This window comes from Novosphingobium resinovorum (genome assembly GCF_027922145.1).
Taxonomy (GTDB): Bacteria; Pseudomonadota; Alphaproteobacteria; order Sphingomonadales; family Sphingomonadaceae; genus Novosphingobium; species Novosphingobium resinovorum.
The window spans coordinates 205115-231067 of the sequence record NZ_BSFC01000030.1 but is presented as its reverse complement, the minus strand read 5'-3'; the positions used below and the strand labels follow the sequence as shown (position 1 = coordinate 231067).

At 65.4% G+C, this 25953-nt stretch carries 18 protein-coding genes; 8 read left to right on the top strand and 10 right to left on the bottom strand.

What is annotated here, in order from left to right; all coding sequences use genetic code 11:
* Positions 1 to 108: 108 nt before the first annotated feature.
* The 5 genes from PKE80_RS18985 to PKE80_RS18965 all read right to left on the bottom strand — a co-directional run bounded on the left by PKE80_RS18985 (position 109) and on the right by PKE80_RS18965 (position 5029).
* Positions 109 to 1215 carry an acyl-CoA dehydrogenase family protein gene (locus tag PKE80_RS18985; protein WP_271183842.1) on the bottom strand — a complete coding sequence of 369 codons (1107 nt, stop codon included), beginning with the start codon at positions 1213 to 1215 and terminating at the stop codon, positions 109 to 111.
* Positions 1216 to 1222: 7 nt separating this feature from the next.
* Positions 1223 to 2398: an acyl-CoA dehydrogenase family protein gene (locus tag PKE80_RS18980; protein WP_271183841.1), complete on the bottom strand. Its 1176-nt coding sequence runs from the start codon at positions 2396 to 2398 to the stop codon at positions 1223 to 1225.
* Between the two features lie 66 nt (positions 2399 to 2464).
* Positions 2465 to 3340, bottom strand: coding sequence for an SMP-30/gluconolactonase/LRE family protein (locus PKE80_RS18975; protein WP_271183840.1), 876 nt, complete (start codon positions 3338 to 3340; stop codon positions 2465 to 2467).
* A gap of 4 nt (positions 3341 to 3344) precedes the next feature.
* Positions 3345 to 4046: a carboxymuconolactone decarboxylase family protein gene (locus PKE80_RS18970; protein ID WP_271183839.1), complete on the bottom strand. Its 702-nt coding sequence runs from the start codon at positions 4044 to 4046 to the stop codon at positions 3345 to 3347.
* Positions 4047 to 4249: 203 nt separating this feature from the next.
* On the bottom strand, positions 4250 to 5029 hold the full coding sequence (locus tag PKE80_RS18965) for an IclR family transcriptional regulator (protein ID WP_271183838.1): 780 nt from the start codon (positions 5027 to 5029) through the stop codon (positions 4250 to 4252).
* A gap of 271 nt (positions 5030 to 5300) precedes the next feature.
* Here PKE80_RS18965 and PKE80_RS18960 point away from each other — a divergent pair, with 271 nt between their 5' ends.
* From PKE80_RS18960 to PKE80_RS18950, 3 genes are all read left to right on the top strand, one after another.
* Positions 5301 to 6941 carry a long-chain fatty acid--CoA ligase gene (locus PKE80_RS18960; protein ID WP_271183837.1) on the top strand — a complete coding sequence of 547 codons (1641 nt, stop codon included), beginning with the start codon at positions 5301 to 5303 and terminating at the stop codon, positions 6939 to 6941.
* A gap of 13 nt (positions 6942 to 6954) precedes the next feature.
* Positions 6955 to 8139 (top strand): beta-ketothiolase BktB, encoded by a 1185-nt coding sequence (bktB, locus tag PKE80_RS18955; RefSeq protein WP_271183836.1) that lies wholly within the window; start codon positions 6955 to 6957, stop codon positions 8137 to 8139.
* A gap of 378 nt (positions 8140 to 8517) precedes the next feature.
* Positions 8518 to 9030, top strand: a complete 513-nt coding sequence (locus PKE80_RS18950; protein WP_271183835.1) for a redoxin domain-containing protein — start codon at positions 8518 to 8520, stop codon at positions 9028 to 9030.
* Positions 9031 to 9041: 11 nt separating this feature from the next.
* Here the strand turns inward: PKE80_RS18950 and PKE80_RS18945 are convergent, their stop codons facing one another.
* Both PKE80_RS18945 and PKE80_RS18940 read right to left on the bottom strand, forming a co-directional pair.
* Positions 9042 to 11219 carry a PKD domain-containing protein gene (locus tag PKE80_RS18945; RefSeq protein ID WP_271183834.1) on the bottom strand — a complete coding sequence of 726 codons (2178 nt, stop codon included), beginning with the start codon at positions 11217 to 11219 and terminating at the stop codon, positions 9042 to 9044.
* Positions 11220 to 11295: 76 nt separating this feature from the next.
* A complete protein-coding gene (locus PKE80_RS18940; protein ID WP_271183833.1) occupies positions 11296 to 13998 on the bottom strand; it encodes a TonB-dependent receptor domain-containing protein in 2703 nt (900 codons plus the stop codon).
* Positions 13999 to 14305: 307 nt separating this feature from the next.
* Here PKE80_RS18940 and PKE80_RS18935 point away from each other — a divergent pair, with 307 nt between their 5' ends.
* Positions 14306 to 15442 carry an ROK family transcriptional regulator gene (locus tag PKE80_RS18935; RefSeq protein ID WP_271183832.1) on the top strand — a complete coding sequence of 379 codons (1137 nt, stop codon included), beginning with the start codon at positions 14306 to 14308 and terminating at the stop codon, positions 15440 to 15442.
* A 44-nt stretch (positions 15443 to 15486) separates the two neighbouring features.
* Here PKE80_RS18935 and PKE80_RS18930 read toward each other — a convergent pair whose 3' ends face one another.
* The 3 genes from PKE80_RS18930 to PKE80_RS18920 form a co-directional block, all read right to left on the bottom strand.
* A complete protein-coding gene (locus PKE80_RS18930; protein ID WP_271183831.1) occupies positions 15487 to 16554 on the bottom strand; it encodes a PepSY-associated TM helix domain-containing protein in 1068 nt (355 codons plus the stop codon).
* A complete protein-coding gene (locus tag PKE80_RS18925) occupies positions 16554 to 18710 on the bottom strand; it encodes a TonB-dependent receptor (RefSeq protein WP_271183830.1) in 2157 nt (718 codons plus the stop codon). Before PKE80_RS18925 ends, PKE80_RS18930 begins: the two co-directional genes overlap by 1 nt.
* Before the next feature lie 161 nt (positions 18711 to 18871).
* Positions 18872 to 21802 (bottom strand): DUF2339 domain-containing protein, encoded by a 2931-nt coding sequence (locus tag PKE80_RS18920; protein ID WP_271183829.1) that lies wholly within the window; start codon positions 21800 to 21802, stop codon positions 18872 to 18874.
* Positions 21803 to 21928: 126 nt separating this feature from the next.
* Here PKE80_RS18920 and PKE80_RS18915 point away from each other — a divergent pair, with 126 nt between their 5' ends.
* Genes PKE80_RS18915 through PKE80_RS18900 form a run of 4 tightly spaced genes read left to right on the top strand, consistent with a single transcriptional unit; the run spans position 21929 to position 25797 of the window.
* Positions 21929 to 23068 (top strand): sterol desaturase family protein, encoded by a 1140-nt coding sequence (locus PKE80_RS18915; RefSeq protein WP_271183828.1) that lies wholly within the window; start codon positions 21929 to 21931, stop codon positions 23066 to 23068.
* 2 nt (positions 23069 to 23070) lie between these two features.
* Positions 23071 to 23679 (top strand): TetR/AcrR family transcriptional regulator, encoded by a 609-nt coding sequence (locus tag PKE80_RS18910; protein WP_271183827.1) that lies wholly within the window; start codon positions 23071 to 23073, stop codon positions 23677 to 23679.
* A gap of 20 nt (positions 23680 to 23699) precedes the next feature.
* A complete protein-coding gene (locus PKE80_RS18905) occupies positions 23700 to 24845 on the top strand; it encodes a lysozyme inhibitor LprI family protein (protein ID WP_271183826.1) in 1146 nt (381 codons plus the stop codon).
* Between the two features lie 19 nt (positions 24846 to 24864).
* The gene (locus PKE80_RS18900; RefSeq protein WP_271183825.1) at positions 24865 to 25797 is read left to right on the top strand and encodes a surface-adhesin E family protein; all 933 of its coding nucleotides are present in this window, start codon (positions 24865 to 24867) and stop codon (positions 25795 to 25797) included.
* Positions 25798 to 25953 lie beyond the last annotated feature (156 nt).

The following is a 25953-nucleotide window of genomic DNA, read 5'->3' as shown; positions in this document are numbered from 1 at the left end:
GCCCATCATCTCCTGGGAGGCTCGATCCACCGACTATGCCGCAAGGGGCTGCCGTGGACCGACCGTTGGGGCCCCTGCGGACCCAAAATCACATTCGTGAGAGCGCCTTCACGCCCCCAGAACTTGTGGCGCGACGAAGCGCGCGACGTGGTGCTCCACAGAGCCGTAGGCGCAGTCGAGCATCATCTGCCGCTTGAGGTGGTGGCTGATGATCAGCTCGTCCGAGAAGCCGACGCCGCCGTGAAGCTGCACCGCCTGCCGCCCGACGTAGAGCCCACACTGCCCCACCCGCGCCTTGGCGGCCGAGACCACGCGGCGGCGCTCCGCTGCGGGAAGGCCCAGGCTGAGCGTGGCGCGGTAGGACATCGAGCGCGCCTCCTCCAGCGCGATTCCCATGTCCACGGCGCGGTGCTGGAGCGACTGGAAGCTGCCGATCGCCACGCCGAACTGCTTGCGGGTGCGAAGGTAATCCAGCGTGGCCGCAAGCGCCGCTTCCATCGATCCGACCGCCTCGGCCAGATGCGCGCAGATCGCCTTGTCAACCGCGAGTTCCACCTTCGGGAGCGCCGCGCCCGCCTCGCCGATCAACACGGCGGTGACGCCGTCCAGCTTCAGCCGGGCGTGGCGGTGCTGGTCGATGGCGCGGAAGCGCGAGACGGTGAGGCCCGGCGCATCGGCGCGCACGAGGAACAGGCTGATGCCCGCATCGGTCTTCGCGGTGACGACGAACCAGTCGGCGTCGGCGCCGTCCTCGACGTGCAGCTTCTCGCCGGTCAACGTCCATTCGGTGCCGCTACCGGTCGCGGCGCACTCGACCCAGCCGAGGTCGTAGCCGCCATCGGGTTCGAGCAGGCCCGCGGCCGCCTTGGCGCTGCCCTCGCCGATCGCGGCGAGCAGGTCGGCGGCGGCGGGATCGCCGCTCACCAGCGCGGGGACGAGCACCGCGTTGGCGACGTAGGAGGTCGGGATCAGGTGGCGGCCGACGCCCTCCATGATCGCCATGACATCGACCGCCGAGCCGCCGAGGCCGCCGTCGTCCTCGGCAATCGGCAGCATCAGCCAACCGAGTTCGGCCATTTGCGCGGCGGTGCGCGCGGTCAGGTCGTCGAAGCGCTCCAGCAGCTTGAGCCGGTCGCTGGAGGGCCACAAGTCCGCGCCGAGGCGGTTGGCGCTGTCGGCCAGCATGCGCTGTTCGTCGGAATATTCGAAGTTCATGGCAGCCTCACAGACCCAGCGCGCGGCGGGCGATGATGTTGTGCTGGATCTCGCTCGATCCGCCGTAGATCGAGGTGACGCGCGAATAGAGGGCGCCCTGCATGCCGTAGGGCATGTCGGCGGGGCCTTCTCCTTCCAGCGCCCGGAAATGCGCCGCCTCCGGGCCGAGCGCGTCCATCCACAGCGCGGTGGCGCGCTGGTAGAGGTCGGACCAGCGCAGCTTGACCATCGAGCCGCGCGGGCCGGAATCGGCGCCCGAGGCGAGGTCGGCGAGCAGGCGCAGCACCATGGTTTCGAGCGCCATCGCCTCGATCTCCAGCTGCGCGAGCTGCGCGGCGAAGGCGGGCGTCTCGATCAGCGGCACCCCGCCGATCTTGCGGGCACGCGCGGCATCGCGCACGCCATCGAGCACTTGCGGCAGGTGGATCGCGGTGGCCGAGCAGACCATGCGCTCGCGGTCGAGCAGCACCTTGCCGTATTCCCAGCCCTTGCCCTCGGTGCCGACGAGGTTCGTTACCGGCACCCGCACGTCGTCGAGGAAGACTTCGTTGGTGGTATACTTCTCGTCCATCGTCTCGATCTTGCGGATCGCGATGCCGGGCGTCTTCATGTCCACCAGCAGCAGCGAGATGCCCTGCTGGCGCTTGGGTTCCTGCGACGTGCGGGCGAGCACGAACATGTGGCTGGCGACCTGCGCGTAGCTGGTCCACATCTTCTGCCCGTTGAGGACGTAGTGGTCGCCGTCGCGCACCGCCGTGGTGCGCAGCGAGGCAAGGTCGGACCCCGCGCCCGGCTCGGAATAGCCCTGGCACCACCAGTCGTCGGCATTGATGATGCCGGGCAGGTAGCGGTCCTTCAGCTCCTGCGAACCGTACGTGAAGATGATCGGGCCGATCAGTTCAAGGCCCTGGTGGAACTGGATCGGCGCCCCGGCGCGGGCGGATTCGCTTTCGAAGATGTAGTTCTGCGCCGGGGTCCAGCCGGGGCCGCCGTACTCGACGGGCCAGGTCGGCGCGCCCCAGCCCTTGGCGGCGAGCGCCTTCTGGTAGGCGATCAGTTCGGCCGGTTCGAGCCGGAGCCCGGCGCGCACGCGGGTGAGCCATTCGGCGGGCACGGTCTTCGCGAAGAAGGCGCGCACCTCGTCGCGGAAGGCCAGTTCGGCGGGGGTGAAATCGAGGTCCATGGGCAGCTGACTGCCTTGAGCGCCCGCCTCATTTCCAGCCCGAGGCCCCTTGCGGCGCCGCTAATTTCAAGTGTGATTGTCCGGAACGTAAATCGCCTCGGCCATCCCGCGCGCGTCGAGGCCGGTGATCGCCAGCATGCGCCCGGCGTCGGGGTGGTCGGACTTCAGCTTGTGGCCGGAATCGGCGATGGTGGTGACGTAGAGCGTCGCCATGTCCTCGCCCCCGAAGGCGGGGCACGAGGGATAAGGCACCGGCACGTCGATGCTGCGCAGCAATTCGCCCTGCGGCGAGATGCAGCCGATCCGCTGCGTCGTCACCAGCGCCACCCACAGACGGCCTTCGGCATCGACGGTGGCGCCGTCCGGAGCGCCGACGCGTGCGCAGTCGAAGAAGTCCTCGCGCGCGCCCAGCGCTCCGGTCTGCGGGTCGTAGGAGTAGCGGCGGATCATGCCTTCGAGGGTGTCGGTGAGGTAGAGCCAATTGCCGCACGGCGAGAAGCAGATCGCGTTGGTCAGCTTCATCCCGGCTTCGACCCGCGTGGCTGTGCCATCGGGATCGAGGCGCCAGACGGTGGCGAGCGCCTCCTCCTGCCCGCCATGCTGCATGGTGCCCGAGAGGAAACGCCCCTGCCGGTCGGCCTTGCCATCGTTGAAGCGGATCGCTCCGGTGCCGATCGGCGGGCGGGCCAGCGGCTGCACCGCGCCATCCCCGTCGATCAGCGCGAAGTGATCGACGAAGGCGGCGACGAGGCCCCTGTCCGCCAGCCCGATCGAGCCGACCGCGCTGTCGAACGTCCAGTCGCGCTGCACCCGGCCGTCGGCATCGGCGGCCATGACGCGGTCGTGGCGGATATCCACCCACCACAGCCAGCCGCGCCGCGCGTCCCACACCGGGCTTTCGCCGAGGTCGTTGGCGACGTCGGTGAAGAAGGAGATGTCCATCGCGTCAGGCTCCCTCCCGCTCGGCCACCGCGCGCATGACGGCGGGGATGCCGTCGGTGCAGGCATGGAGGCCGAGGTGCGCGACCAGTTGGAACACTTGCGCGATCTCCTCCGCCGAGGCCCCGGCATCCAATGCGCTGCGCACTTCGACGCGCACCGCGCTTTCGTTGAGATGCGTGGGCGAAGCCGCCAGCGCCAGCCGGATCAGCGCGCGCTCGCAAGGGGTAAGGCGCGAGGTCCGGTCCGCCGTCGCCTGAAGCTGGGCCAGCGCCGAGGCCCACTCCGGCGAGACGCGCGCGGCGGCCGAGAGCCAGTCCTGCGGTCCGGCGAGCGGCGTCCCGCGCGCCGCCAGTTCCTGCGCCAGCACGTCCATGCCCAGCGCCACGCTGTCGAGCCCCTGCAGCGTCGCGATTTGCAGCACCTCGACCAGTTCGGCGGGGGTGCAGCCCACGTCCAGCGCGATGCGGATATGCACCTCCAGCCCGGCCGCGAACAAATGCGTGGTGGAGCCGTCGACGGCGACGTAGATCAATTCGCGCATCCGCGCCGAAAGCGGGCCGGTGCGCGCAGGCGTGGAGGAATAGGCGAGGTACGCTTCCAGCCACTCGGGGCTATATTCCAGCAGCCCTTCGTTGAACTCCACCCAGTACCCGCGCGCCTCGATATAGGCGCGCTTGAATGCCTGCTTTTCCGCTTCGGTCTTCACGGCTCATCCTCTCTCCACGAACGGAGAGGATGAGCGCGCCGTCCCTCGCGCTGTCGATCTCCGCGCGGAACCGGGCGCGAAAATCATCAGCGTGATTGACCGCACCGTATCGTCATTGCGAGCGCAGCAAAGCAACCCAGGGCGGTTTACGTAACTCTGGATTGCTTCGCTACGCTCGCGATGACGAACGATGGGGGCACCCCCTACTCGGCCGCCTGCGCGTAGTCCTGTTCCTCGCGGATCGCCTTGAACTCGGCGATGCACTCCTTCATCGCTTCGATGATGTCGTACTGCGCGCGCGAGATGCGATCCGCAAAGCCACCGACGCCGATCGCGAGCGGAATGCCGTGGATCTTCTCGCCCAGCGTCATCGAGATCGACGACACTTCCTGCGTCGGCTTGTTGGCGAGATAGGCGTAGCCCGTATGCCGGGTCCAGCGGATCTCGCGCATCAGGTCGGCAAGGTCGAAGCGCTGGCGCTCGGCCAGCTGGTAGTAGTTGGTGTAGCGGCAGATCTTGTCGATCTCGCGGTCCTTCATCTCGCTCATCAGCGCGAGGCCGCCGGCGGAATCGACCAGCAGGCGCATCGTGCCGACCGGCGGCGGCAGCTTGAATTCGTGGTCCGGCGCCTTGAGGATGATGTACTGCACGAACAGGTCGTTCTGGGTGCTGAGGCCCACCGTCTCGTTGGTGCGGCGCTGCAGTTCCTCAACCAGCCAGCGATAGCTCTCGTCCGAATAGACGTAGCCCGGCAGCCAGTTGCCCAGTGCGCCCACGCGCATCGTCGGCAGGTAGGTGCGGGTCATGCGGTTGTAGTTGAGGTAGCCCATCACCACCATGCTCTTGAGCAGGTTGGTGGCGCTGGACTGCGGGTAGCCGAGCGTGGTGTAGACCTCGTGCAGCCGCATGGGCCTGCGCTCTTCCGCAAACAGTTCCAGCACCTCTAGCGTGCGTGATGCGGACTTGACCGTTCGCCGGATCATCAGCCTCTCCATGTATGGCCGCTATCGTGCGCGGCTTCGTTGCGACCAGTGTTAGCCCGATCCGGTGCGGGAACGGAATGTCCCTTCTGCCATATCACATATGTGATGGTGCGGCACCCGGCATCGAAACCCTGTTCCTATTCCCCCTGTGATATTCGGCCCGCGTCCGGCGCTCCTTTTTGCGGCCCGCGCCGCGCCGTCTAACCGGGGCGGAACGAGAACCTCGCCGATCGGCGAAGACGGACACGTTTCGGGAAAGGACGAAGGCGCGATGATGGGCCTGATGCAATGCCTGCCGCTGACCATCGGCAGCGTGATCGACCACGCGGCGCGCAACCACGGCGCCACCGAAGTGGTCTCGCGCCGCGTGGACGGCAGCTTTGAGCGCAGCACCTGGGCACAAGTGGCGCAGCGCTCGCGGCGACTGGCCACCGCGCTGGACGCGCTGGGCACGAAGCCCGGCGACCGGATCGCCAGCCTGGCGTGGAACCGCATCCCGCACCTCGAACTCTACTACGGCGTCCCCGCCAGCGGCCGGGTGCTGCACACGCTGAACCCGCGCCTGTTCGAGGAGCAGATCCGCTACGTCCTCGCCGACGGCGGCGCACGGGTGCTGTTCGTGGACCCGGACCTGCTGGCGCTTGCCGAGGGCGTGCTGGCGATCCACGATGAACCCGTCACCGTCATCGTGCTCTGCGCGCGCGAGGACATGCCCGCATCCACGCGCGACGATCTCATCGCCTACGAAGACCTGATCGCCGCCGCCGATCCGCTCGCACAATGGCCCGACCTCGATGAGCGCACCGCCTCCAGCCTGTGCTACACCTCCGGCACCACCGGCGCGCCCAAGGGCGTGCTCTATAGCCACCGCTCGACGGTGCTGCATGCGATGTCGCTGATGACGGCGGACTCGATGGCGCTTTCGGCGCGCGACAATGCGCTGCTGTTGCCGCCGATGTTCCACGTCAATTCGTGGGGCGTGCCTTATGGCTCGGCGATGTGCGGGGCCAAGCTGGTGCTGCCCGGCGCGCAGCTCGACGGCGCCTCGCTCCATGCGCTGCTGCGGGACGAGGCGATCACCTTCTCGCTCGGCGTGCCGACCGTGTGGTTCTCCATCCTCGACCAAATCGAGCGCACCGCCACGGCAGAGGAACGCGGGGCACTGCGGCTCGAGCGCGTGTTCATGGGCGGCGCGGCGACCCCGCGCGCGCTGGTGCAGCGCTTCCGCGACCTGCTCGGCGTCGAGACGATGCAGGCCTGGGGCATGACCGAGACCAGCCCCGTCGTCGCCGTCACCCGCCCGATGGGCCGCCACCACGGCCAGCCGTGGGAAGAAGAGCTGGACCTTCGCGCCAAGGCCGGGCGCTGCCTGTTCGGCTGCGAGGTCGGGGTGGCGGATGCGGACGGCAACGTCACCGGCCCCGGCGCCGACGCGGTGGGCGCGCTGGTGGTGCGCGGGCACTGGGTGACGAAAGGCTACTTCGGCAAGGAACCCGGCTCCGCGCTCGACGCGCAGGGCTGGTTCGACAGCGGCGACATCGCCCGCATCGATGCCGACGGCTTCGTCCAGATCACCGACCGCTCGAAGGACGTCATCAAGTCGGGCGGCGAGTGGATTTCCTCGATCGACCTCGAAAACGCCGCCGTCGCGCACCCCGCCGTCAAGGAAGCCGCCGTGATCGGCGTGCCCCATCCGCGCTGGCAGGAGCGGCCGCTGCTGCTGCTCGTCCTCCAGCCCGGCGAGACGGTGAGCCGCGAGGCGATGCTCGCCCACCTCACCGAGCACGTCGCGCGCTGGTGGCTCCCCGACGACATCGTGACGGTGGACGAGTTGCCGCACACCGGTTCGGGCAAGGTCATCAAGTCCGAACTGCGCGACCAGTACCGCCACCACCTAGATCCCGCGCACTGACAGGACCGCTCTCGTGACCACCATCTACGCCGTCGCCGCCGCCCGCACCGCCATCGGATCGTTCGGCGGTTCGCTCAAGGACCAGACGCCAGGAGACCTCGGCGCTCACGCCGCCCGCGCCGCGCTTGTCCGTTCCGGGGTGGCGGCCGAGGCGGTCGGCCATGTCGTGTTCGGGCATGTCATCACCACGCACCCGCGCGACCACTTCGTCGCCCGCATCGCCGCGCTCGGCGCCGGGCTGCCGGTCGAGACGCCCGCGCTGACCGTCAACCGGCTGTGCGGATCGGGGCTGCAGGCGATCATCTCGGCCGCGCAGGCGATCATGCTGGGCGACTGCAACGTGGCGCTGGCAGGCGGCACCGAGGTCATGAGCCGCGCGCCGTTCTACCTCCCCGACATGCGCTGGGGCCGCAAGATGGGCGACGGCGCGGTGATCGACGGACTGAACGGCGCGCTCACCGATCCCTTCCACGAGATCCTGATGGGCGTGACGGCGGAGAACGTCGCCGCACGCCACGGCATCAGCCGCGAACAGCAGGACGCCCTCGCCCTCACCAGCCAGACCCGCGCCGCGCGCGCGATCGCGGAAGGGCGTTTCCGCGAGCAGATCGCCCCGTTCGAACTGAAGACGCGCGCGGGCACCCGCCTGTTCGAAGAGGACGAATACGTCCGCCGCGATGCCACCCTCGCCGACTTCGAGACGCTGCGCCCGGTATTCCGCAAGACCGATGGCACCGTCACCGCCGGCAATGCCTCGGGCATCAACGACGGCGCGGCGGCGGTCGTGCTCGCCAGCGAGCAGGCGGTCCGCGACCATGGCCTGACGCCGCTGGCCCGGCTCGTTTCGTACGGCCACGCGGGCGTCGAGCCCGAATACATGGGCATCGGCCCGGTCCCGGCGACCCGCGCGGCGCTGGCGCGGGCGGGGCTTGCCGTCGCCGACCTCGACGTGATCGAGGCAAACGAGGCCTTCGCCGCGCAGGCCTGCGCGGTGGCGCAGGAACTCGGGCTCGATCCGGACAAGGTCAACCCCAACGGCAGCGGCATCGCGCTTGGTCATCCGGTCGGTGCGACGGGCGCGATCATCGCCACCAAGCTGTTCCACGAACTGCGCCGGACCAGCGGGCGCTACGGCCTGACGACGATGTGCATCGGAGGCGGCCAGGGCATCGCGGCGATCTGGGAAGGCATGACCTGACCCCCCGGAAACTGGAGCACCTTGCATTAGAGTTTGCGCCTTGATCTCGCTTGCGCCAAGTCGCTGAACAGGTGACGCAGCACGACAAACTGGTCCTGGGATAGCAGCCGCCTGCCGGGCTCGGCCCGGCATGGGTTTCCCGCGAACTGCCTAGTCTGCAGCAGGCGTTGAAGGATTTTGGGCCTCATGCGCGGTAAATTGAAAATTTTTATTCAATACGACCCCAGCACTTTATCGAAAATATGTTGTCGCAATAATCTCGAACATGATTGATGAATCGCATATCTCTTGAAGATCCTTCCCCTTCGCGCCTGCGATCATTATTTGCCGATACCGTTTTCCATGGCGGACCGAAGGCTTCATGTGTGAAAAGTGGCCATGAAAATCGCGTTCGCAATTTCCAGTCTATATCTTATGTTCGCAAATCAGGCGCACGCAGCGCTGGTCGTAGGCGATCAGGCTCCGGTCTTCACGGTCGATGCGGTACAGGATGGATCGCTTAGGCAGATCAAACTCACTGCCTTGCTCAAGGATGGCCCGGTCGTGCTGTACTTCTTTCCGTCCGCCTTCACTGAGGCCGCCGAAACGGAAGAGTTTGCGGCCAAGGTCGATCAATTTCGCGCTGCGGGCGCAACCGTCGTCGGCATGTCGCGCGATTCCGTCGGATCGCTGAGCGGCCTTTCAACCGGCGCGGCACACGGAAAATTCGCTCTGGCCAGCGCAGACGAAAGCCTTGTGAACGCTTTCGACGTCAACGACGGCGCGATGTTCAATACCCGCACGACTTACGTGATCGCGCCCTCCGGCAAGATCGCCTTCGTTCACAACGAAGACGAGGTTCGCGATCACGTGAAGGGCGCGCTTGCCTTCGTGCAGGCCATGAAGAAGTAGGCGGCAACCGCCTATTGCACCAGGATGCGCACCTCCTTGAAGTTGCGCAGCAGCGTCTTGTCGAACGGATCGATCTGCCCGTCGCGCTGCCCGTTCACGGTCAGCCGGACGAGGTACGAGCCGGCAGCCGGGAAGCTCAGCGTGCGCTCGACATCCACCTTCTGCTGCGGCGCGGATAGATCCGTGGGCGTCTCGTCCGTCCCCGACACCGTCCAGAAATACTGGACGATCTTGCCAGTGGCGGGAGGCATCTCCAGCGTGGCCGCCAGCCTGACCGGCTGACCCGCCGCCACCGTCGCGCGATTTTCCCCGTCGACCGCGAGCGTCATCACCGGCTGGAGCCCACCGCGATCGGCGGCGCGCGGCGCGGGCATGACCTGGCCCTTCTGGATGGTGTACCGCGTCGAAGGCGGCGGCGTCACGCCGCGCTCCACCCATGCCATCAGGTCCTGGATCGATTGCTGGAAGATTCCCGGCTCGCCGCCTCCGGTGCTGTGATTGCCGTTGTCGTGCAAGTAGAAGCGCATCGTCTTGTCCGCCTTGGCCGTGCCGAGGGCATGCTGGATCTGCTCGGCATAGCTGGCATTGAAGATCGGCCAGGAGAGGTTGTCACTCATGCCCTCCATGATCATGGTCCTGGTCTTGACGTCGCCGGTTTCGACTCGTCCGCCCATGGTGCGATAGTTCGCTCCCCACAGGACGCTGATGTCCGCGCGCTGCGGGTACCTGGCCGACCCGTCGGCGTTACGATACTGGTCGTAGCTTCGGCTGCCCGGAATGTTGCTGTAGCGCGGGTAGTAGTACATCGCCAGGATGAAGCGGTTGTTGACCCTGATTTTGCCGCCGATTTTCAGGCCGTCGAGCAGGAGCTTGCTGTTGGTCAGCGGCGACGTCTTTCCGAACACGTTGGTCGTGGTGCCGGTCAGTGCAAGCGTGCCCGCCACCGGATCGTACTTGCCCTGTAGGCTGTACCGGCGGCGATTGTCGCTCGGCTCGCCGACCACGGTCTCGGGGTCGATCAGGCGCGTCTTGCCGTCTGCACCATAGACGAAGAACTCTAGGTAGTTGTCGCCTGTGACGCCGAGCCGGGGAAGCGTCGCGGGATCGAACCGGATCGTCTCCGGCGCGCCGTCAGCGCTGCGATCGATCCCGGTGATCGTCGCCCAGCCATCGATCAACGCCGTCTTGAGATAGGCTGGCGGATTTGCGCCAGCATATCCCGGCTTGGACCAGAAATCATCCTCGTAGGTCGGATCCGCCATGCGGATGTCGATGGGGTCGACCAACGGCACCAGGCTCTTGAAATGGTTGCCGATGGCGGGCAGCGGGTAGCCTGCGGCGATGAACTCGTCGAGGACGGCCTTCTCTTCATCGTTCAACCCGGCGTAAATGTCGCCGGTGCCGCCGGGCGCTGCCGCTGCGGCGATGGCGTCGCGCTTCGCCTGCGGGATCGCCATTGTGTAGTGTGCCTGCCATTGGAACGAATGGAAAGTCGCCACGCCCTTCGGCCCCAGACATTGCGGCTGGACGCCATCCCAAACACCGACGGTGTTCTCTGCGGCGGCCATGCTGACGATGCCGCCTCCACTGCAGCCCCAGAAGTAGCTGTAGATTTTCGCCGAGTTGCCGTAGAGCTTGTTGGCATAGGCCTTGGCGACTTTCGTGGCCGCCGCCTCATGGCGATGGCTGGCCACCGAATTGGCCGTGCTTGCGCTCATCCAGTTGACTGAGAACGCGCCGTTGGTGAACGCCATCCGGTTATCAACCACGCCGCCGCCCGACGGGTGCTGCTGCTGAAAGGAACGGTGCTTCCAGAATGCCTTCGCGGGGAAACGGAATACGTAGTCCTGCCGGAAAAGTGTCGGGCTCTGCCGCACGTACGACGGCAGCGTTGCGGCCGTTCGCGTCGCCGGGAAGTGACCGGTGACCTGAGTGTAGGGGATCGTAGGTCCGCCGGACACTTCCAATGAAAGCTGTTCGGTCTTGTCCACGACGAACGTGTTCTCGTTGTAGTCGGGATCGGTACAGGCGCCATCGATCAGCAATTGTGGGTCGACGCCGACATCCCTGTCGATCTTCCGGACAGGCGCGAACTTGCATTCCGCCGCCGCGCTGGAAGTCGCAAGGCAGGTCGATCCCGCCAGAACGGCCAGACCGATGGCTCCGGCGCCGATGAACGAATTTTTCATGATCGTCTCCCAAGGCATCGGACAAGTCCGATATGCTGTGTGTTCGGGCGGTCGATGCCCCCCCCCTGCTGCAAGGTCAAAACTGCTTGCTCACCCCGAGGATGAACATGCGGCCGAAAGTGAAGCCGTTGGCGAAGCCCAGTTCGCTGGGTAGGTTCCGGCGCAGCAGCGGCGGATCCTGATCGAAGACGTTGTTCACGTTGAGCGTGAAGCTCAGGTTCTTCAGCAGCGCGCTCTGACCGGGCACATCGTACTTGAAGAAGAGATTGACCGTATCGAACGCTCCAACGCGGTCCTGTACCGGCACGGAACTGGTCGGCGCGATGGCATAGCCGCCTGTGTGGTTCCACGTCGCCTGCGCACGCAGACCTCCGACGGTGGCGCCGAGAGCCGCCTGCAGATACAGCTTGGGACTTTCGAGCGCGAGTTCATCGACGACCGGGGAGGTCGGGCTCGCCTGCGCCTTGCGCGAAAGCGGGCGGTTGCCGTTGACCGATGCGTCGATGCTGCCGAAGCTGGTATCGTACGCATAGTTGACGTCGAAATCGATGCCCTTGATGTGCAGGATGCCGAAGTTCGCGACCCGGAAGTCGACAAGCGAATAGACCAGCGTGCCACTGTCGATCAGCGGTCGAACGACAGCCTCTCCGTTTGGTGCACCGGCGGCGAAAGCCAGCAGTTCGGCAGCGGAGAAGCCGGTCCCTCGGGTCAGGATCTGGCTGGGATAATTGTCGAGAATATCCGCATTGACGAGCGGCGTCTGCAGGATGTCCTGGAACTTCACGTCATAATAGTTGACGCTCGCCCGCAAGCCCTGGAACGGCGTGAGGTCCGCGCCGACGGACCAGGTATCGGCGGTTTGCGGCTTGAGGTTGGCGGTCGATCCCTGGATCGAGACCGTATAGGCGCCGCCCGGTGGCGGATCGGCGGGGTTGGCGAAGGGAACGAACGCGAAGGAACTGATCGTGTTGCGCTGCGACCCCAACTGGTCGAGCGGCGTCGGAGCGGTGAACGAGGTGCCCCAGTTCCCGCGAAGGGACAGCCATTCCGCCGGCTTGAACGTCCCGCCGAACTTGGTGTTGAACGTTCCGCCGAAGTCGCTGTACTTGTCGTAGCGACCGGATGCCGACAGGGTGAGCATGCTGCCGCCGGCACCGTCGGACAGCAACGGCGCCCGCACCTCACCGAAGAACGCGTGCACGTTGCGTGAATAGCTGGCGAACGGATAGGTCGAGAGCGTGCCGATGCGGATGTCGCTCAGATAGCGCTGCTGCAGCTGGTCATTCATGTATTCGTAACCGACGGCCAGCCGCAGATCGCCGCCGGGCAGCACTGCAAGGCGGCCTTCCACGATGCCCCGGATGTCGACCAGATTGTCGCGCGCCTGCCCCCCGATCTGGCTGTCGATCAGGTCGGCGAGGAGCGCCGGGTTGTTGCTGCTGACGTCGAACGGGTTGAAAGCCGTGGCAAGGCTCGTGCCGGCGCCGGCGGCGTTGAGCCGCGCACTGCTTATGCCGGTAAGTGCGAACGAACTGTCGCTTTCGCTCCAGTTGAACAGCAGGCGGGCCTGCCAGTTGTCGTCGAGATCGCGAACGACTTCGGCGTTGAAGCCCCACTCCTCCAGACGGGTGCGTTCCCGCTGCGCGTCTGCGCCCAGGACCGGTCGCAGATTGAAGCTTACCGAGGCGAGATTGACCGCAGGAAATGTCCCGAACCCGGGAATCTGAACAGTCGTGGGCCCGAGCGCCAATCCCGGCGGCAAACTGGCGGCGGCGTAAGGGTTGGCCGGGCTGACGGCGACGACGCCGGTCAGATCGCCCGTCTTGAGCGTCGATCGGCGCGCGTAGAACGCCTTCACGGTAACCTCGGTCCGGTCATCCAACTGCTGGAACAGGCTGGCCAGCACGCCGTGCCGCTCCGCCGACGGGATGTAGACGTCGTCCTGCGAATTGTCGCAGAGGTTGCGCGTACCCGCGACATAGGCAGGAGCCGCGTAGTTGACCGAGGCGACCGTCGCACCGAAAGCGGGAATCACGGTATTCAGCGACAGGTTCGGCGATGCGCAAGTCAGGTCGCGGGGCCGATAGGGCTGCGCGGTGTAATCCAGATCGCGGATGAAGCTGCGCTCCCGGCCATAGAGCTTGTCGCTCTTGGAATAGCTGTAGGAAACATAGAGCGATCCGCTGCCCCAGTCCTTGCCAGCCGTGGCGCTGGCATCCCATTGCCAGTAATCGTCGGCGAAGCCGTAGTGCCCATCGACCTTCAGCCCGTCGAACCGTCGCCGGGTGACGAAATTGATCGTCCCCGCAACCGCATCCGCGCCGTAGGTCGCCGAGCCGCCTTCAGTGACCACGTCCACGCGCTCGATCGCGCCGATGGGTATGAGATCGGGGTCGATGGAAGCCTGGTTCACACCGACCGAAGCGATACGGTGCCCGTCGACGAGGATAAGGGTAGGCGAACTCGCCGCCACACTCGTCTTTCCGCCCGGTGCCAGGTTGCGGATATTCGGCCGGGTCACCTGAATCTGGTTCGTGGCAATCGCGAGATCGGCCAGGGGCACGCGATTGAAGAAGTTGGAGACCTGCGGCACCGAAGCCAGCAGTTCGTTGGACGATATCGCAGCCGTTTTCTGGATGGTGTCGGCGCCGAGCATCACGGAATTGGAGCCGACAGGCGCACCGCCACGAAGCAACGTACCGGTCACGACGATCTCGTTCTCGACGGTCGGCATGTCCTGCTGGCCGGTCTCCTGGGCATCTGCCGAACAGGGTATCACCCCCATTGCGGCCAGCCCGGCCAATGCCAGCGCATGCCAGCTCGATCCTGCAGCGCCATGATATGCGCGCGCACTTTTCCCTTGGTGCCTCATCGGTCCCCCCCTGTTTTTGACGCTCGTTCGGCGCTTCGGCACGCGGGTTGTTTGCGGCCGCAGTTGTTTCCCGAGGCAGATTGTTGAGAACGCTCCGCCTCCTGTCAAACTATATTTCATATAGTGAAATAACCTTGCCCCTTCCCATCGGGGAGGCGTCATCTTATTGGTGGCGCCAATGCGCAAACGAAGCCCAAGCACGAGCCGCCTCGAAGTGCTCAAGGCCATTCGTGTCCATGCTCCGGTTTCTCGCAGCGATTTGCCCCGGTTGACCGGTCTGGCTGCCGGTACGATCTCACAGACAACCGCAGAGCTTGTGGCGCGAGGATACGTCGTTGAGGCGCGGGAAACCGAGAAACGCTCCGGACGACCGCGGACTTACCTGACGATCGCGAGCGAAGGCCCGCTGGTGCTGGGCGCCGTCATTTCCACCACAAACACCCTTCTGATCACGTTCGTCGATCTCAACGGCACCATCCGCAGCGAGAGCGAACTGCCTTTCGCCGGCCCCGGTTCAATCGCGGAACTTGCGGAGCGGGTGGCGGAAACGATCGCCCAGGCGATCGATGCGAGCGGGTTTGCCAGAGAGCGCATCGAGCATGTCGGCATCGGCGTTCCCGCGCTGGTCGACAGCGTGGAAGGCGTTGTTCATTTCATGGCGACTTTCGAAGACACGCCGTATCCTTTCGCCGCTGCGGTGGCCGACAGGATCGGCCTGCCGGTGACCATAGAAAAAGGCACGACCTACAAGGCGCGCGCCCAGCATTGGCACGGCGCGGCCCAAGGCCATGACACCTTTACTCTGGTCAACGTAGGATTGTCACTGGACTCGGCCGCCTACAGCGATGGCCTGCCGCGCGTCGGCGTGCACGGCTTCGGCCCTGAACTCGCCCATGTGCGGACCGGCAGTCCAGATGATGCTGAACTCTGTTACTGTGGATCGCGTGGCTGCGCCACGACCTACGCCTCGATCTACAGCATAGTGCTGCGCGGTTTCAGCGCTGACGCTTCCCAGCTGGATCCGCGTAACGAGGCCCAGGTCGAGGCATTGTTCATCGAACTTCTCGACCGGGCATGCGCAGGCGACAGCGACGCGCGCGCCGTGTTCGATACCGCCGGCGCTCATCTTGGCCAGGTACTGGCGAGCTATGTCAAGATTGCCGATCCGGGCCTGATCCTCGTTGCCGTTCCGGACATGAGATTTGAACGGGTGATCCAGGCAGCATTCTCAACTGCGCTGAACCACGGAATTCTGCCGCCGATCCTCAAAATGACCGAAATACGATTTACCCTGCAGGAGAAAAACTGGCACAGCCTTGGCACGGCCTCGCTTGCCCTTGAAAAGTCCTAGGCTCAGGCTCTGCAATTGCAGAGACAGGCAGTCTGGCCCTGCCATCACCGGCGAAACGCCACCTTGCGCGCGGGCCGCCTGAACCAGAACGTCCAGACGGCAAGCGTGCCCAGCATGGCCAGCGCAAGGCCGGACAGCGTCATGACCAGCCGGAACACGATGCCTCCGACCTTGCCCGCGTGGAGCGGATAAAGGGCGTTGTAGGCCGTCACCCTGCCGGGAAGATCACGCGCGTCTCGCGCAGCCACCATGCGCCCGGTGTCGGCAGCGAACCATACGGTCGTCCGCCCGTTCGGCAACCACTCCTCCGGACCGCGCATCCGCAGGGTGATGAGGCCGCTGTCGCCGCGCGGCAGGGCAAGGCTGCGCACTTCCGCATCGGGAAAACGGGTGCGGGCGGCACGTATCATCGCAGCCCAGTCAAGATCGTCCGCCAGCCTTGCTCCGCCCCCTGCAGGCGCTTTCAGGGCCCGGTCGATCTCGGCAGGTGCCCCCGGCCCAAGGATGACCGACGCCAGCGGCCGGAACACAAGCACCGTTCCCGTCACCAGCGAGAGCGCCAGCAATGGCGCGACGACGATCCCCAGGTCGCGGTGCTGACGCACGATCGATGGCCGCGTCAATCGCGCAGGCCACAGCCGCACTTCGAACGTTCGCCGTGTCCGCCACCACAGCACGGTGCCGCTGACGACGAAGAACAGTCCGCACAGGCCGGCGATCCCGATCACCGTCTCGCCCTCTTCCCCCGCAAGCAGGTGCTGGTGAAAGTCCGAAAGCCACAGTTCCGGCCGCTGCCACCCGCTGCCCCAGGCCAGCACCGGATCCCCCGCCTGCGTCACGTATGCGCCCGCCCCGCCCTTGTAGACGAGACGGTCCAGCCCGAAACCCGCGTCGGCGAACGTGATCGACTGCGGCCGCCGCGTTGGATCGGCCATCAGTCTGGCACTCGTCGCAGCCAGCACCCGGGTATCCTGCACTTGCGCATCGTTGGCATGGGGCAGGACGACCCAGGCATCCCGGTGGACGAGGATCGCACCGCTCAGCCCCACGATCGCCAGCAGCAGGCCGACAAGCCCGCCGGCCCAGCGATGCAGGGTATCGAGCAGCTTCATCAGAAGCGGTAATCCCAGCCCAGTGTGAAGTTGCGACCGCGTCCTGCAAAGAAGTGCGCATTGTCCGTCGGCCGCACCGTCTGGGTGTAGTAGTCTATGTAGAACTTGTCGAAGATGTTCTGTGCAGCCAGTGTCAGACCGCCCAGGCGCGTATCGTAGCGCAAGCTGAGATCGGTGACGTTGTAGCCACCGAAGCCGTACGTATCATCATAGTTGCCCGGTGCCCGCTCGAACTTGCGCGAGAGGAAGAACTGAGTCTGGATACGGGCGGAGACGGCCCCCTGGCGGTAGCTTGCGGCAAGGTTCAGGCGATCGGGAGAAATGTTAGCACCATCCAGATCGCGATCGACCGCCTCGATCCCGTCATCGGAACCATCGGTGCGCCCAATAAGGTGCGCGTAACCGGCCGACAGCGTAAGCCCCGGCAGCGGCGTCTGCGCGGAGAGGTTGATTTCGAGCCCCTGGATTTCCACCCGCTGACGCTGAACTTCGAACACGCCGCCGCTCTGCACCAGCAGCGAGCCGTTCTTGCTGGTAGACCAGAAATAGGCCGCGCTGGCATCCAGCGGACCGCGCTTGACCTCAACCCCCAATTCCCGGTTGTTCGACACGATCGGGCTGATGTTGACATAGTCGTCGATGTCGACGCCCGGCCGGTTGACCGCGCGCGCGATACGGCCGACATCCGGAACCGTGTAGCCTTCCGCATAGCTGGCATAGGCCCGGATGCCTTTCCACGGTTCGACGATGACGCCGCCGTTCAGCAGGGTATCGCTGAACCGGGGAGTGCCGCCCGACACCGCAAAACCGCCACCATAGCTGGCCAGCGTGCGATAATCGTCGATGGTGATGCGCACGTCCTCATGCCGGACACCGCCCGCGAGGTGCACCTTGTCGTCGAACAACGCGAGGTTGGCCTGCGCGAACGGTGCGAGGCTGCGATATTCCGCGGGCGGTACCCAGGCACGACCGGTCGCGATCAGGCGCTGCTCGGTCTTGTCGTAGAGCACATCCAGCCCGACCGTGGCCGTCAGCGCCTCGAAACCGGGGACTTTGCGTTCATATGAGAACTTGCCGCCATACTTGCGGCTACGGTTCTGCGACTGGTCGAACAGCGTTCCTATCGGCGCAAGCGCGGCATCCTGGAACGTCGCGATCGGCGCGATCTCGCCGCCATAGGTATCACGCGAAAGGTTGTAGAACCCCTGGAGCATCAGGTTGCCGCCCCAGAGATCGGAATCGGTGTACGTCAGTGCGGCGCTTTGCGTGCGATTGGTCGCGGGGACGCCCGGCGGCGTACCGCGAACCGAAGTCGTCGGCAGGTTGCGCCGGTAATCGCCGTTGGCCGCGACGAAATCGCCCTCGCCCTTCAGTTCGAAGCGATTGACCATGATATCCAGTCGCGCCGTGTCCGACACCGCATAGCCGAAGCGACCGAACACCGACCAGGATCGGCTGTCCTGCGTCTCGCCCTGCGTCAGGTCGGTGCCGACACGATCGCCGTGGCCATCGTAGAAGACGCCGCGCTTTTCGAATGCCGCGCCGACGGTCGCGTCGAAGCGCCCCTGTCGCCAGCCGATCAGGCCGGCTACCTTGCCACCCCTGCCATCGTCGCTGAAGCCGGTGTCCGAATTGCCCTGCACCAGCACACGGCCTGAAATACCGTCCTGCCGGGGCGGACCGACCGTGACCTGATTGACGATACCGCCAGTGCCCCCGATCCCCTGCAAGGCATTTGAGCCGTAAATGACTTCCACGCGATCGACGAAGAACGGATCGATGGCGAAGCCGTCGCGGGCACCGTCGCGCAGCGGCGCCGTCTGCGGAATACCGTTGATTGCGTAAAGCGGAGAGCGGCCGCGGAGCGTCTCGCCCGCGCCGGACAGCTTCTGGCGCGTGGGCGAGAACGAAGGCGTGAGCGCGGAGACGGCATCGACTATCGAACCACCGATGGCCACCTGCTGATTGAGCGCCGCGTTGTCGATGACATCGACCGTCAGCGGCAGCGCGTTCAACGGCAGGATCGTTCGCGCGGCCGTGACGACGATGCCTTCGTCGGCATCCGCATGGCTAGCCGCAAGACCATCCGAATTCTGGGCCAATGCGGGCCATGCGGCCATGGCCAGCGGCAATACGAGCAGCGAACGAAAAATCATGACTTGGCGGCCTCCCTTTATGGGCGGGCCTTCTAGCGCCAGCGGAAACAAATGCAAGTCACTCGCATTAGCGAGTGGATAAGCCATATCCATTTTTGAACAAAAACCGCGATTGGGTGCGGCAGTCGAGGATCGGCTCGACTGCCCCGCACGTACGGCCCTTAATGACGATAGCGGGTATAAAGCCATCCGATCCCGATCAGGCTGAAGCCAAGCGCTAGGAATGAAGCGATCCGCAGCAAGCCTTCAAGGCCGGAAGCATCGAACAGGAACACCTTGCCCACGGCCCCCAGCATCAGGGCAAGAGAAGCGAGCCGCCAGTCGCGCAAGCTCTTGCGGATGCCCCATAGCAGGAACCCGATGGCGAGCAGGATGGCGAGCACCGAACGCCCGATGTTCTCGATCTCCAACACCTCCCCGACAGGCAATACCGTGCCGGTGAACAACTGGCGCAACGTGGCGAAGGCGAAAAGCAGGATCATCGACATGCGCAGGGCATCGCCGATTCTCGTCCAGTACTCCGCTCGATCGGGCACGATGCGGAAGAGGATCGATATGCCGACGAACGTGATGCCGAAGGCCGGCAGCAGCAAGTTGACCAAAGGCCATGGCCCGACCGCCTGCTTCGCCCACAAGGGATCGTGCAACGCGACAGTATAGACGAGGTTGTGCGCGATGCTCACCATGATCAGCCCGACGGCTATGCGGCGTGCCGCCAGGTAGCGCCATGCCAAGGCACCCATCGCCATGAGCAGGGCCTGCCACAGACACCGTTCGGCGAGTCCGACGCGGACGAAGGCGGCGTAATCACCGATGGTAAAAAGTTGCTTGAACAGGATATGCACGCCAACGAGGGTCAGTCCGCCGGACAATGCGGCACCACCCGCACGTACGATGGCCGGCTGATGCTCGGGACTGCGCCATAGCGCGACGGCCAGCGCGATGGCCGGTACGAGCAGCCTGCCCATCGCGACGCCGACCGATGGCAGGTCCGTGTAGAACACCGGGTTTCCGCCAAGCGACAGTGCTCCGGCCGCAAGCCAGTACCCCATCGGCTCCAGCGCCCACAGCACCAACAGGCCGCCCAGTGTCGCCAATGCCGGTCCCGGCGCGAGAGCCGGGCGGCGGCGGCCACCCTCCACCAGCGCGACGAGCGCCGCCGCCGTGGCCACGGGCAGCCATGCAGCCGGGACGAGTTGCGCGACCAGGCCATAGCCGAGCAATATAGCCAGCGGCTGCAGTGCATATCGCAGTACGGTGCCGGCGTTGCGCCATGCAAAGCCGGTCGCGACGATGCACAGCGTCGCCCACCGCAGCACGGCACGCGCGGGATGCGGGACCGATGCAGCTTGGAAAAGGCGCGCGAGTTCGCCGGTCGTCTCTATCGTGATAACCAGAGCGGCGACCGCGGCGCTCAGGAAGCCGAGCGCGCCCTTCGCCAGCCGGCTATCGCGTGCCGTGACCGACAGCCCGAGCAACGCGGCGGCAACTACGGCGATCACGATCGATACGCACCATTCGGGCAGGCCGACCATCCCCGCCAGCACCACCAGCAAGCCCGAACAGGATGCCAGCAACGCGAAGCGCGCGTCGCCCAGGCGTTCGCTGCTGCGCCAGCCCAACCCGGCACCCAGCGCGGGCAAGGCGGCGAAAGCCATTGCCAGCACCGCGAACCGCAAGTCCTGACCCGTATTTCCTTCGTAGAACTTTCCGAAGCTGACCATGTAACCGCCCAGCGCAATCGCGCCGAGCAGGCCTACTTCGACGAGGCCTCCGGTGACGTGCCACAAGTGCCGCAACGCATAGCTGCCGTAGATCGCCGCAATCCCGACCACGACAGCCGCGAACAACCCTGCATCCGGCGCCGGCCAGATGGCAATCAGGCCAAGCGCCGTCAGCAGCGGGACGGCGACCGTGCGCTGCAGAATCGGCGTGCGTCCCGCCAGCCAGACGAACGCCAGCGAGAGCAGTCCGTAAAGCCCCCATGTCAGCGGCGCGAAATCGCCACGGGCGACGACCAGCGCCAGTTGCAGCGCCCCGACCACGCCGGTCACCGCGCGCAGTATCGGCGCGGAACGCCCTTCCATTGCGAGAGCGGGCAGACCGAGGCCGAACAGGATCACGAGCAGCCCCATCGCCAGCGTGGATCCACTGTCCAGATCGCCCATGGCAATCGTCAGCAGGCTCCAGCCCGCACCGCCGGTCAGCGCGCCGATGCCCAGCCAGGCCCAACGCTGGCGCCGTGAAAGCAGGGTAATCGCGCCAATGACGATCGCCAGGTATCCCGCCAGCAGGGGTACGCTGGGGCTCTGCGATTGCACGACCGCGGGGGTCGCCAGACCGCCGACAAGGCCGAGCACGGCGCAAGGTGCCCCGAACCTGAGGGCAAGACCAAGAGCGAGCGCAGTGATCGCCGTCAGTCCGGCGAAAGCCGTGCCGGGCCCGACCAGTTCATAAAGATTGCTCGCCGCCAGAACCGCGGCATAAAGCCCGCCCACACCGGCGCCCGCGAGGGCCTGGGCGACACGTATATCGCGCACGACCTCCTGACGGTGACGCGCAAGTTCACCCATGCCGATCAACGCGCCGCCAAAGGACAGCCCCATGATTACCCGCACCACCGGGGAAAGCAGGCCGGTGTCTATCGAGTATTTCACCATCAGCACGGCTGCCACGATCAGCGTGATGCCGCCCGCCCAGATCGGCAACTTGCGACCGAACAGATCCTCGAATCCGAGACCGGTCCATGACGCGATTGCGCGCTGGGGAAACGTGGACTCAGGCCCTGAAGCGGGCTCGAATTCCGGTTCCGACTGAGCTTCGCCGGGTTCGGGCTCGTTCGCCGCAGCAGGAGTTGGAACCGCTCCCGAGTCAGACGTCAACGGCACGAATTGCGCCGGCGGCTGGAAATCGAGGTCCGGCGCCGCGATCGCTTCAACCTCCTGATGTTCCGGCCGCTCCGGCTGGACCGGCACGGCATGATCCAATGCCTGATGATCCGGGATAAGCCGCTCGAGGCGCCCAATGCGTCGCCGCGTATCATATAGCAGAACGCTCAGGATTAGCGTGGCGAACAGCAGGATCCCGGTCATGACGCACCTTTCGATCTCAATTGCATGACATGGGTACAGGTGAATTGAACGCTGTGCAATATAAAATTAGACAGCGTTCGATTATAGCGATATACGATATCGCATGGACTTTGGAGAAGGCCGACAATGACGGGATTTCTGAAGAAGCTGGTACGCGACCTTGAAGCGCCGATCGAAGCACGCGGCTTCGGCACCGGCTGGTTCGCGGGGTTCTTTGCCATGCTGCTGGCCGCCGCCGGGCTGTGCTTCGTGGTCGCGCTGCGCTGGCCTGACTGGTTCGCCACGCCGGAACTGGCCGTGGTGCTGAAATCATCAGGCTTTCGCATCGTCGTCTACACAACGCTGCTGGGCGCCTATGCGCTTGCCCTGCTGAGCTTGCTGCTCCGGCCGCGCAAGGCGATGGGCATGACTGCGCTGATGGTGGCACTTGCGGGAACCATCCTTGGCGGCGCGTCGGTCCAGCCGCGCGAGATGCACGACTGGGGCGTGTTCTTCGGTGTCGATTTCTTCGCGGTGAACCTTGTCGCCACCGGCCTGATGTTCGCCCCGCTGGAACGCCTCGTGCCTCATCGCGGCAGGCAGCGCCTGTTCCGCCCCGAGTGGAGCGAGGACCTGTTCTACTTCCTCGTCAGTTCGATGCTGGTGCAGTTGATCACCTTCCTTGCCCTTGCGCCGTCGAGCTATCTCAACGCGCATGGCACCGCCCTTTCGGGTATTCGCGCAACCGTGGGCGGATTGCCGTGGTTGGTCCAGTTCATCATGGCGATGCTCCTGACCGACCTTACGCAGTACTGGTTCCACCGCGTGTTCCACCGCATCCCGTTTCTCTGGGGCTTCCATGCGGTGCACCACTCGGCCCGGTCCATGGACTGGCTGGCCGGTGGGCGAATGCACTTCGCCGAGATCGTGCTTCTGCGCGGTGTAACTTCGCTGCCACTGCTGACACTGGGCTTCCTGCCTTCGGTCATGCAGGCTTACATCGGCATGGTCTACGTCTATTCCTCGCTGATCCACGCCAACATCCGGGGCGACTTCGACCGTCTGGGCCGGTTCATCGTGGTCCCGCGCTTCCACCACTGGCATCACGCGCTGGAAGCCGAAGGAATCGACAAGAACTTCGCGATCCACTTCCCCTGGCTCGACCGTCTTTTCGGCACGCACTACTTCCCCAAGGGGCAGTGGCCGCAGGGCTACGGCGTGCCCGAAACTGTGCCGAAGGGCTATCTGGCGCAGATGCGCTATCCTTTCGTGCGCAAGGCCGGCTGACGATGGGCAGGAGATCGGACCACGGACGCGAGGAACTGGAATCGCTGATCCTCGACAACGGGCGGCAGGTCATGGCCGAAAGCGGTTATGCCCGGTTCTCCGCGCGTGAGGTCGCCAAGCGTATCGGCTATTCGGTGGGCACGGTGATGCACGTCTTCGGGAACGTCGACCGGCTCGTCATGGAGATCAACGCGCGCACGTTCAGGCTCTGGAGCGAGTGGCTGGAAGAGCGCCTTGGCGGGGCCGAGGGGCGTGCGCGCATTATCGTCCTCGTCCAGGGCTATTTCGACTTCGCGCAGACCCATCGCAACCTGTGGTCGGCGATCTACGAGCACCGCGTGCCGGAAGGCATGGAGATGCCCGAGACGCTCGCCGCCGAGCGCATGCGTCTCACCGGCGTCATCGCGCGAGAGGTCGCGACGGTTCTGCCTGCAACGGAGGCCGCAAACGCGGCAGAGCTTACCAGTTCGCTTATCGCCACCGTGCACGGGCATTGCGCGTTCATGCTGGGCGGCACTTTCGCTCTGTTAGGTGTTGCGCGACCAGCCGACCTTGCGGCGGCGCGCGTCATCGAAACTCTGCACGCAAGGGGCGCTCTGATCGACGCCTGAACGAACACGAAAGGATCTAGATGAAGGCTGCGAAACATCTGGCCGCGTGCTGGGGGCTGGCGATCACGGCGTCGCTCTGGGCACTTTCGGCTCATGCGCAGGGTGAAGCCGCGCATACCGATGGCCCGAGCTTCTCCTGCACGGCGGCGCGCACGGCGATGGAGCGGGCGATCTGCACCGATCCGGCGCTTGCCGTCGCGGATCGGGAGATGGCCGCACTCTTCGCGCTGTCCCGCGAAAGCGCGTTCGGCACCGGCCCGTCGAGCGAACTGGCCGCCCAGCGCCAGGCGCTGAAACGGATGCGCGGCTGCGAGGGCGCGGAAATCCGCAAATGCCTCAAGACCGTTTATGCCGAGCGCAACGGTGCACTTGCCATCGCCGCGCTGATGCATGCTCCCGACCAGGCGCTGCCGGTGCTGCGCCGCCTCGACCCGCAGTTCGCACCGGTGTTGGAAGCGGTTGCGCTCTGGGCGCGGGAACCCGTCGACACCGACTGGTCGGCCCCGGAGCGGGCAGTTGTCAGGACGCGCATCACCGCCCTCCTCTTCCCTTACCTGACCCGCCTGAGCACGGATGAGGGGCAATCCTTCGGCTGGTCGATCCTCTCCGAACCTTACGGGGATTCTCCCAAGGTTAGGACGACGGGCGACCTGTTCACCAGCGAACGCCACTTCGCGGCCTTTCTCAACGTGCTAGGCCCTTACCTCGACGAAGATGCGAACGGCATCGAGCGCAACCTGCCGTGCGGGGCGATCGTACGCCATCCGGCGCTGATCGAGGCCACGGAATCGGTATTCGGCTCCACCATGGACAACTTCGTGCTGCGCAACGACTGCGAGCAGACCCTGCCCCCGACCCCGGCGCTCGACACCCTCGCCGCGAGGATTCGCGGCACCTGGCCGGACTGCGACGGGACGATACGCTTCGCCGCATACCGATCGTATCAGACCGCGCTGGACCGTGCACGGCTGGGTCAGGCACCGCATGAGGCCAGGCCCGAGATCGCCGCTCCCGATGGCGTCCCCACCGCTGCTGTCGAGACAGCACGCAGCGAACTGGGGCGTTACTACGCTGTTCACCTCGGCAAATCTGCGAAGGATGCCGCCACGATGGCCACCGACGCCATCTCCGGCGTAGTGTCCACCGCCCATAGCTGCGGCACCTGAGCCTGATCGGGAGAATTCGATGAAATCGGCAATGCTCGGCATCGCATGGAGCCTTGGCATCCTTTTGCCCTCCACCTCCCAGGCGCGGTCTTCCGAGTGGTGGTACGTGGCCCAAGCGGCGGAAAAGGTGCTGTTCGTCGACGTCGGCTCAATCCGGCGGGACGGCGACACGGTGCGCTACGAAGCCAGCCAGATCCTGCGCGAGCCCGGCAACCCGGCCGCATCCCTGCGCGCCTGGATGATCACCGACTGCCGCAGGCAGACCGAAAGCTGGGATCTGTACTTGCGCTATGGCTCCCGGGACGAGCGGCTCGACGAGACCGCACTCAGTTATCCCGACCCGGAGCCGGTCACCGCCGGAACGCTGGCGGATGCACAAATGCAGTTCGTATGCGCCACCGATCGCGCCGCGACCGGCGGGTTTCCCCTCAAGATCGACGAGGTTGCCTTTGCCGAAGCGCTCATCGCCGACACCGAAGCGAGCGAGCCGCCCGCAACCATTCACGACCGTATGCGCGCCGATCCGAAGGTGCCGGTGATCCGCTCCACCGCGCCCGCCCCGGAGACTTTCGGCACGCCGCAGCGTACCATGGCGGGCGATGCGGTTGTCCCACCGCGCGACTACGCGAAAGGCACCGCCCTGCCCGATCTGAAGAACTACGATACCGACGAGAGCGGAACGATATACGATATCGCCTATATTGGGACCGAAGACGGCGAATTGACCTTCGAGCAACGCGGCTACAGCATCGGCGATCTTGCCCGGGCGAGCAGCGCGCAGACTATGCGTTTTCCGCTAGCACAAAAGACGATCCAAATCGCAGACATCGCCATCGAGGTCATCGATGCCACACCACAGCACCTGCGCTTCCGTGCGACCCTTGCTTCAAGGGAAGACGGCGGCAACGATGCAGCCTTCCCCTGTCTCGCCCCGGCATGCACGGGGGAATGATCACGACCGCGACCTGCGTGTCGGCCTACCGACATCCCCGTCAACACCGTGCCAACAGGAACGAGGGCATACACCCTTTCCCATAGCCCACCTTCTTGCCCGCACCTTCGCCATGTTCAGAACGTCAACCGCAGTTCGCCCAGGAAGGTGCGGCGC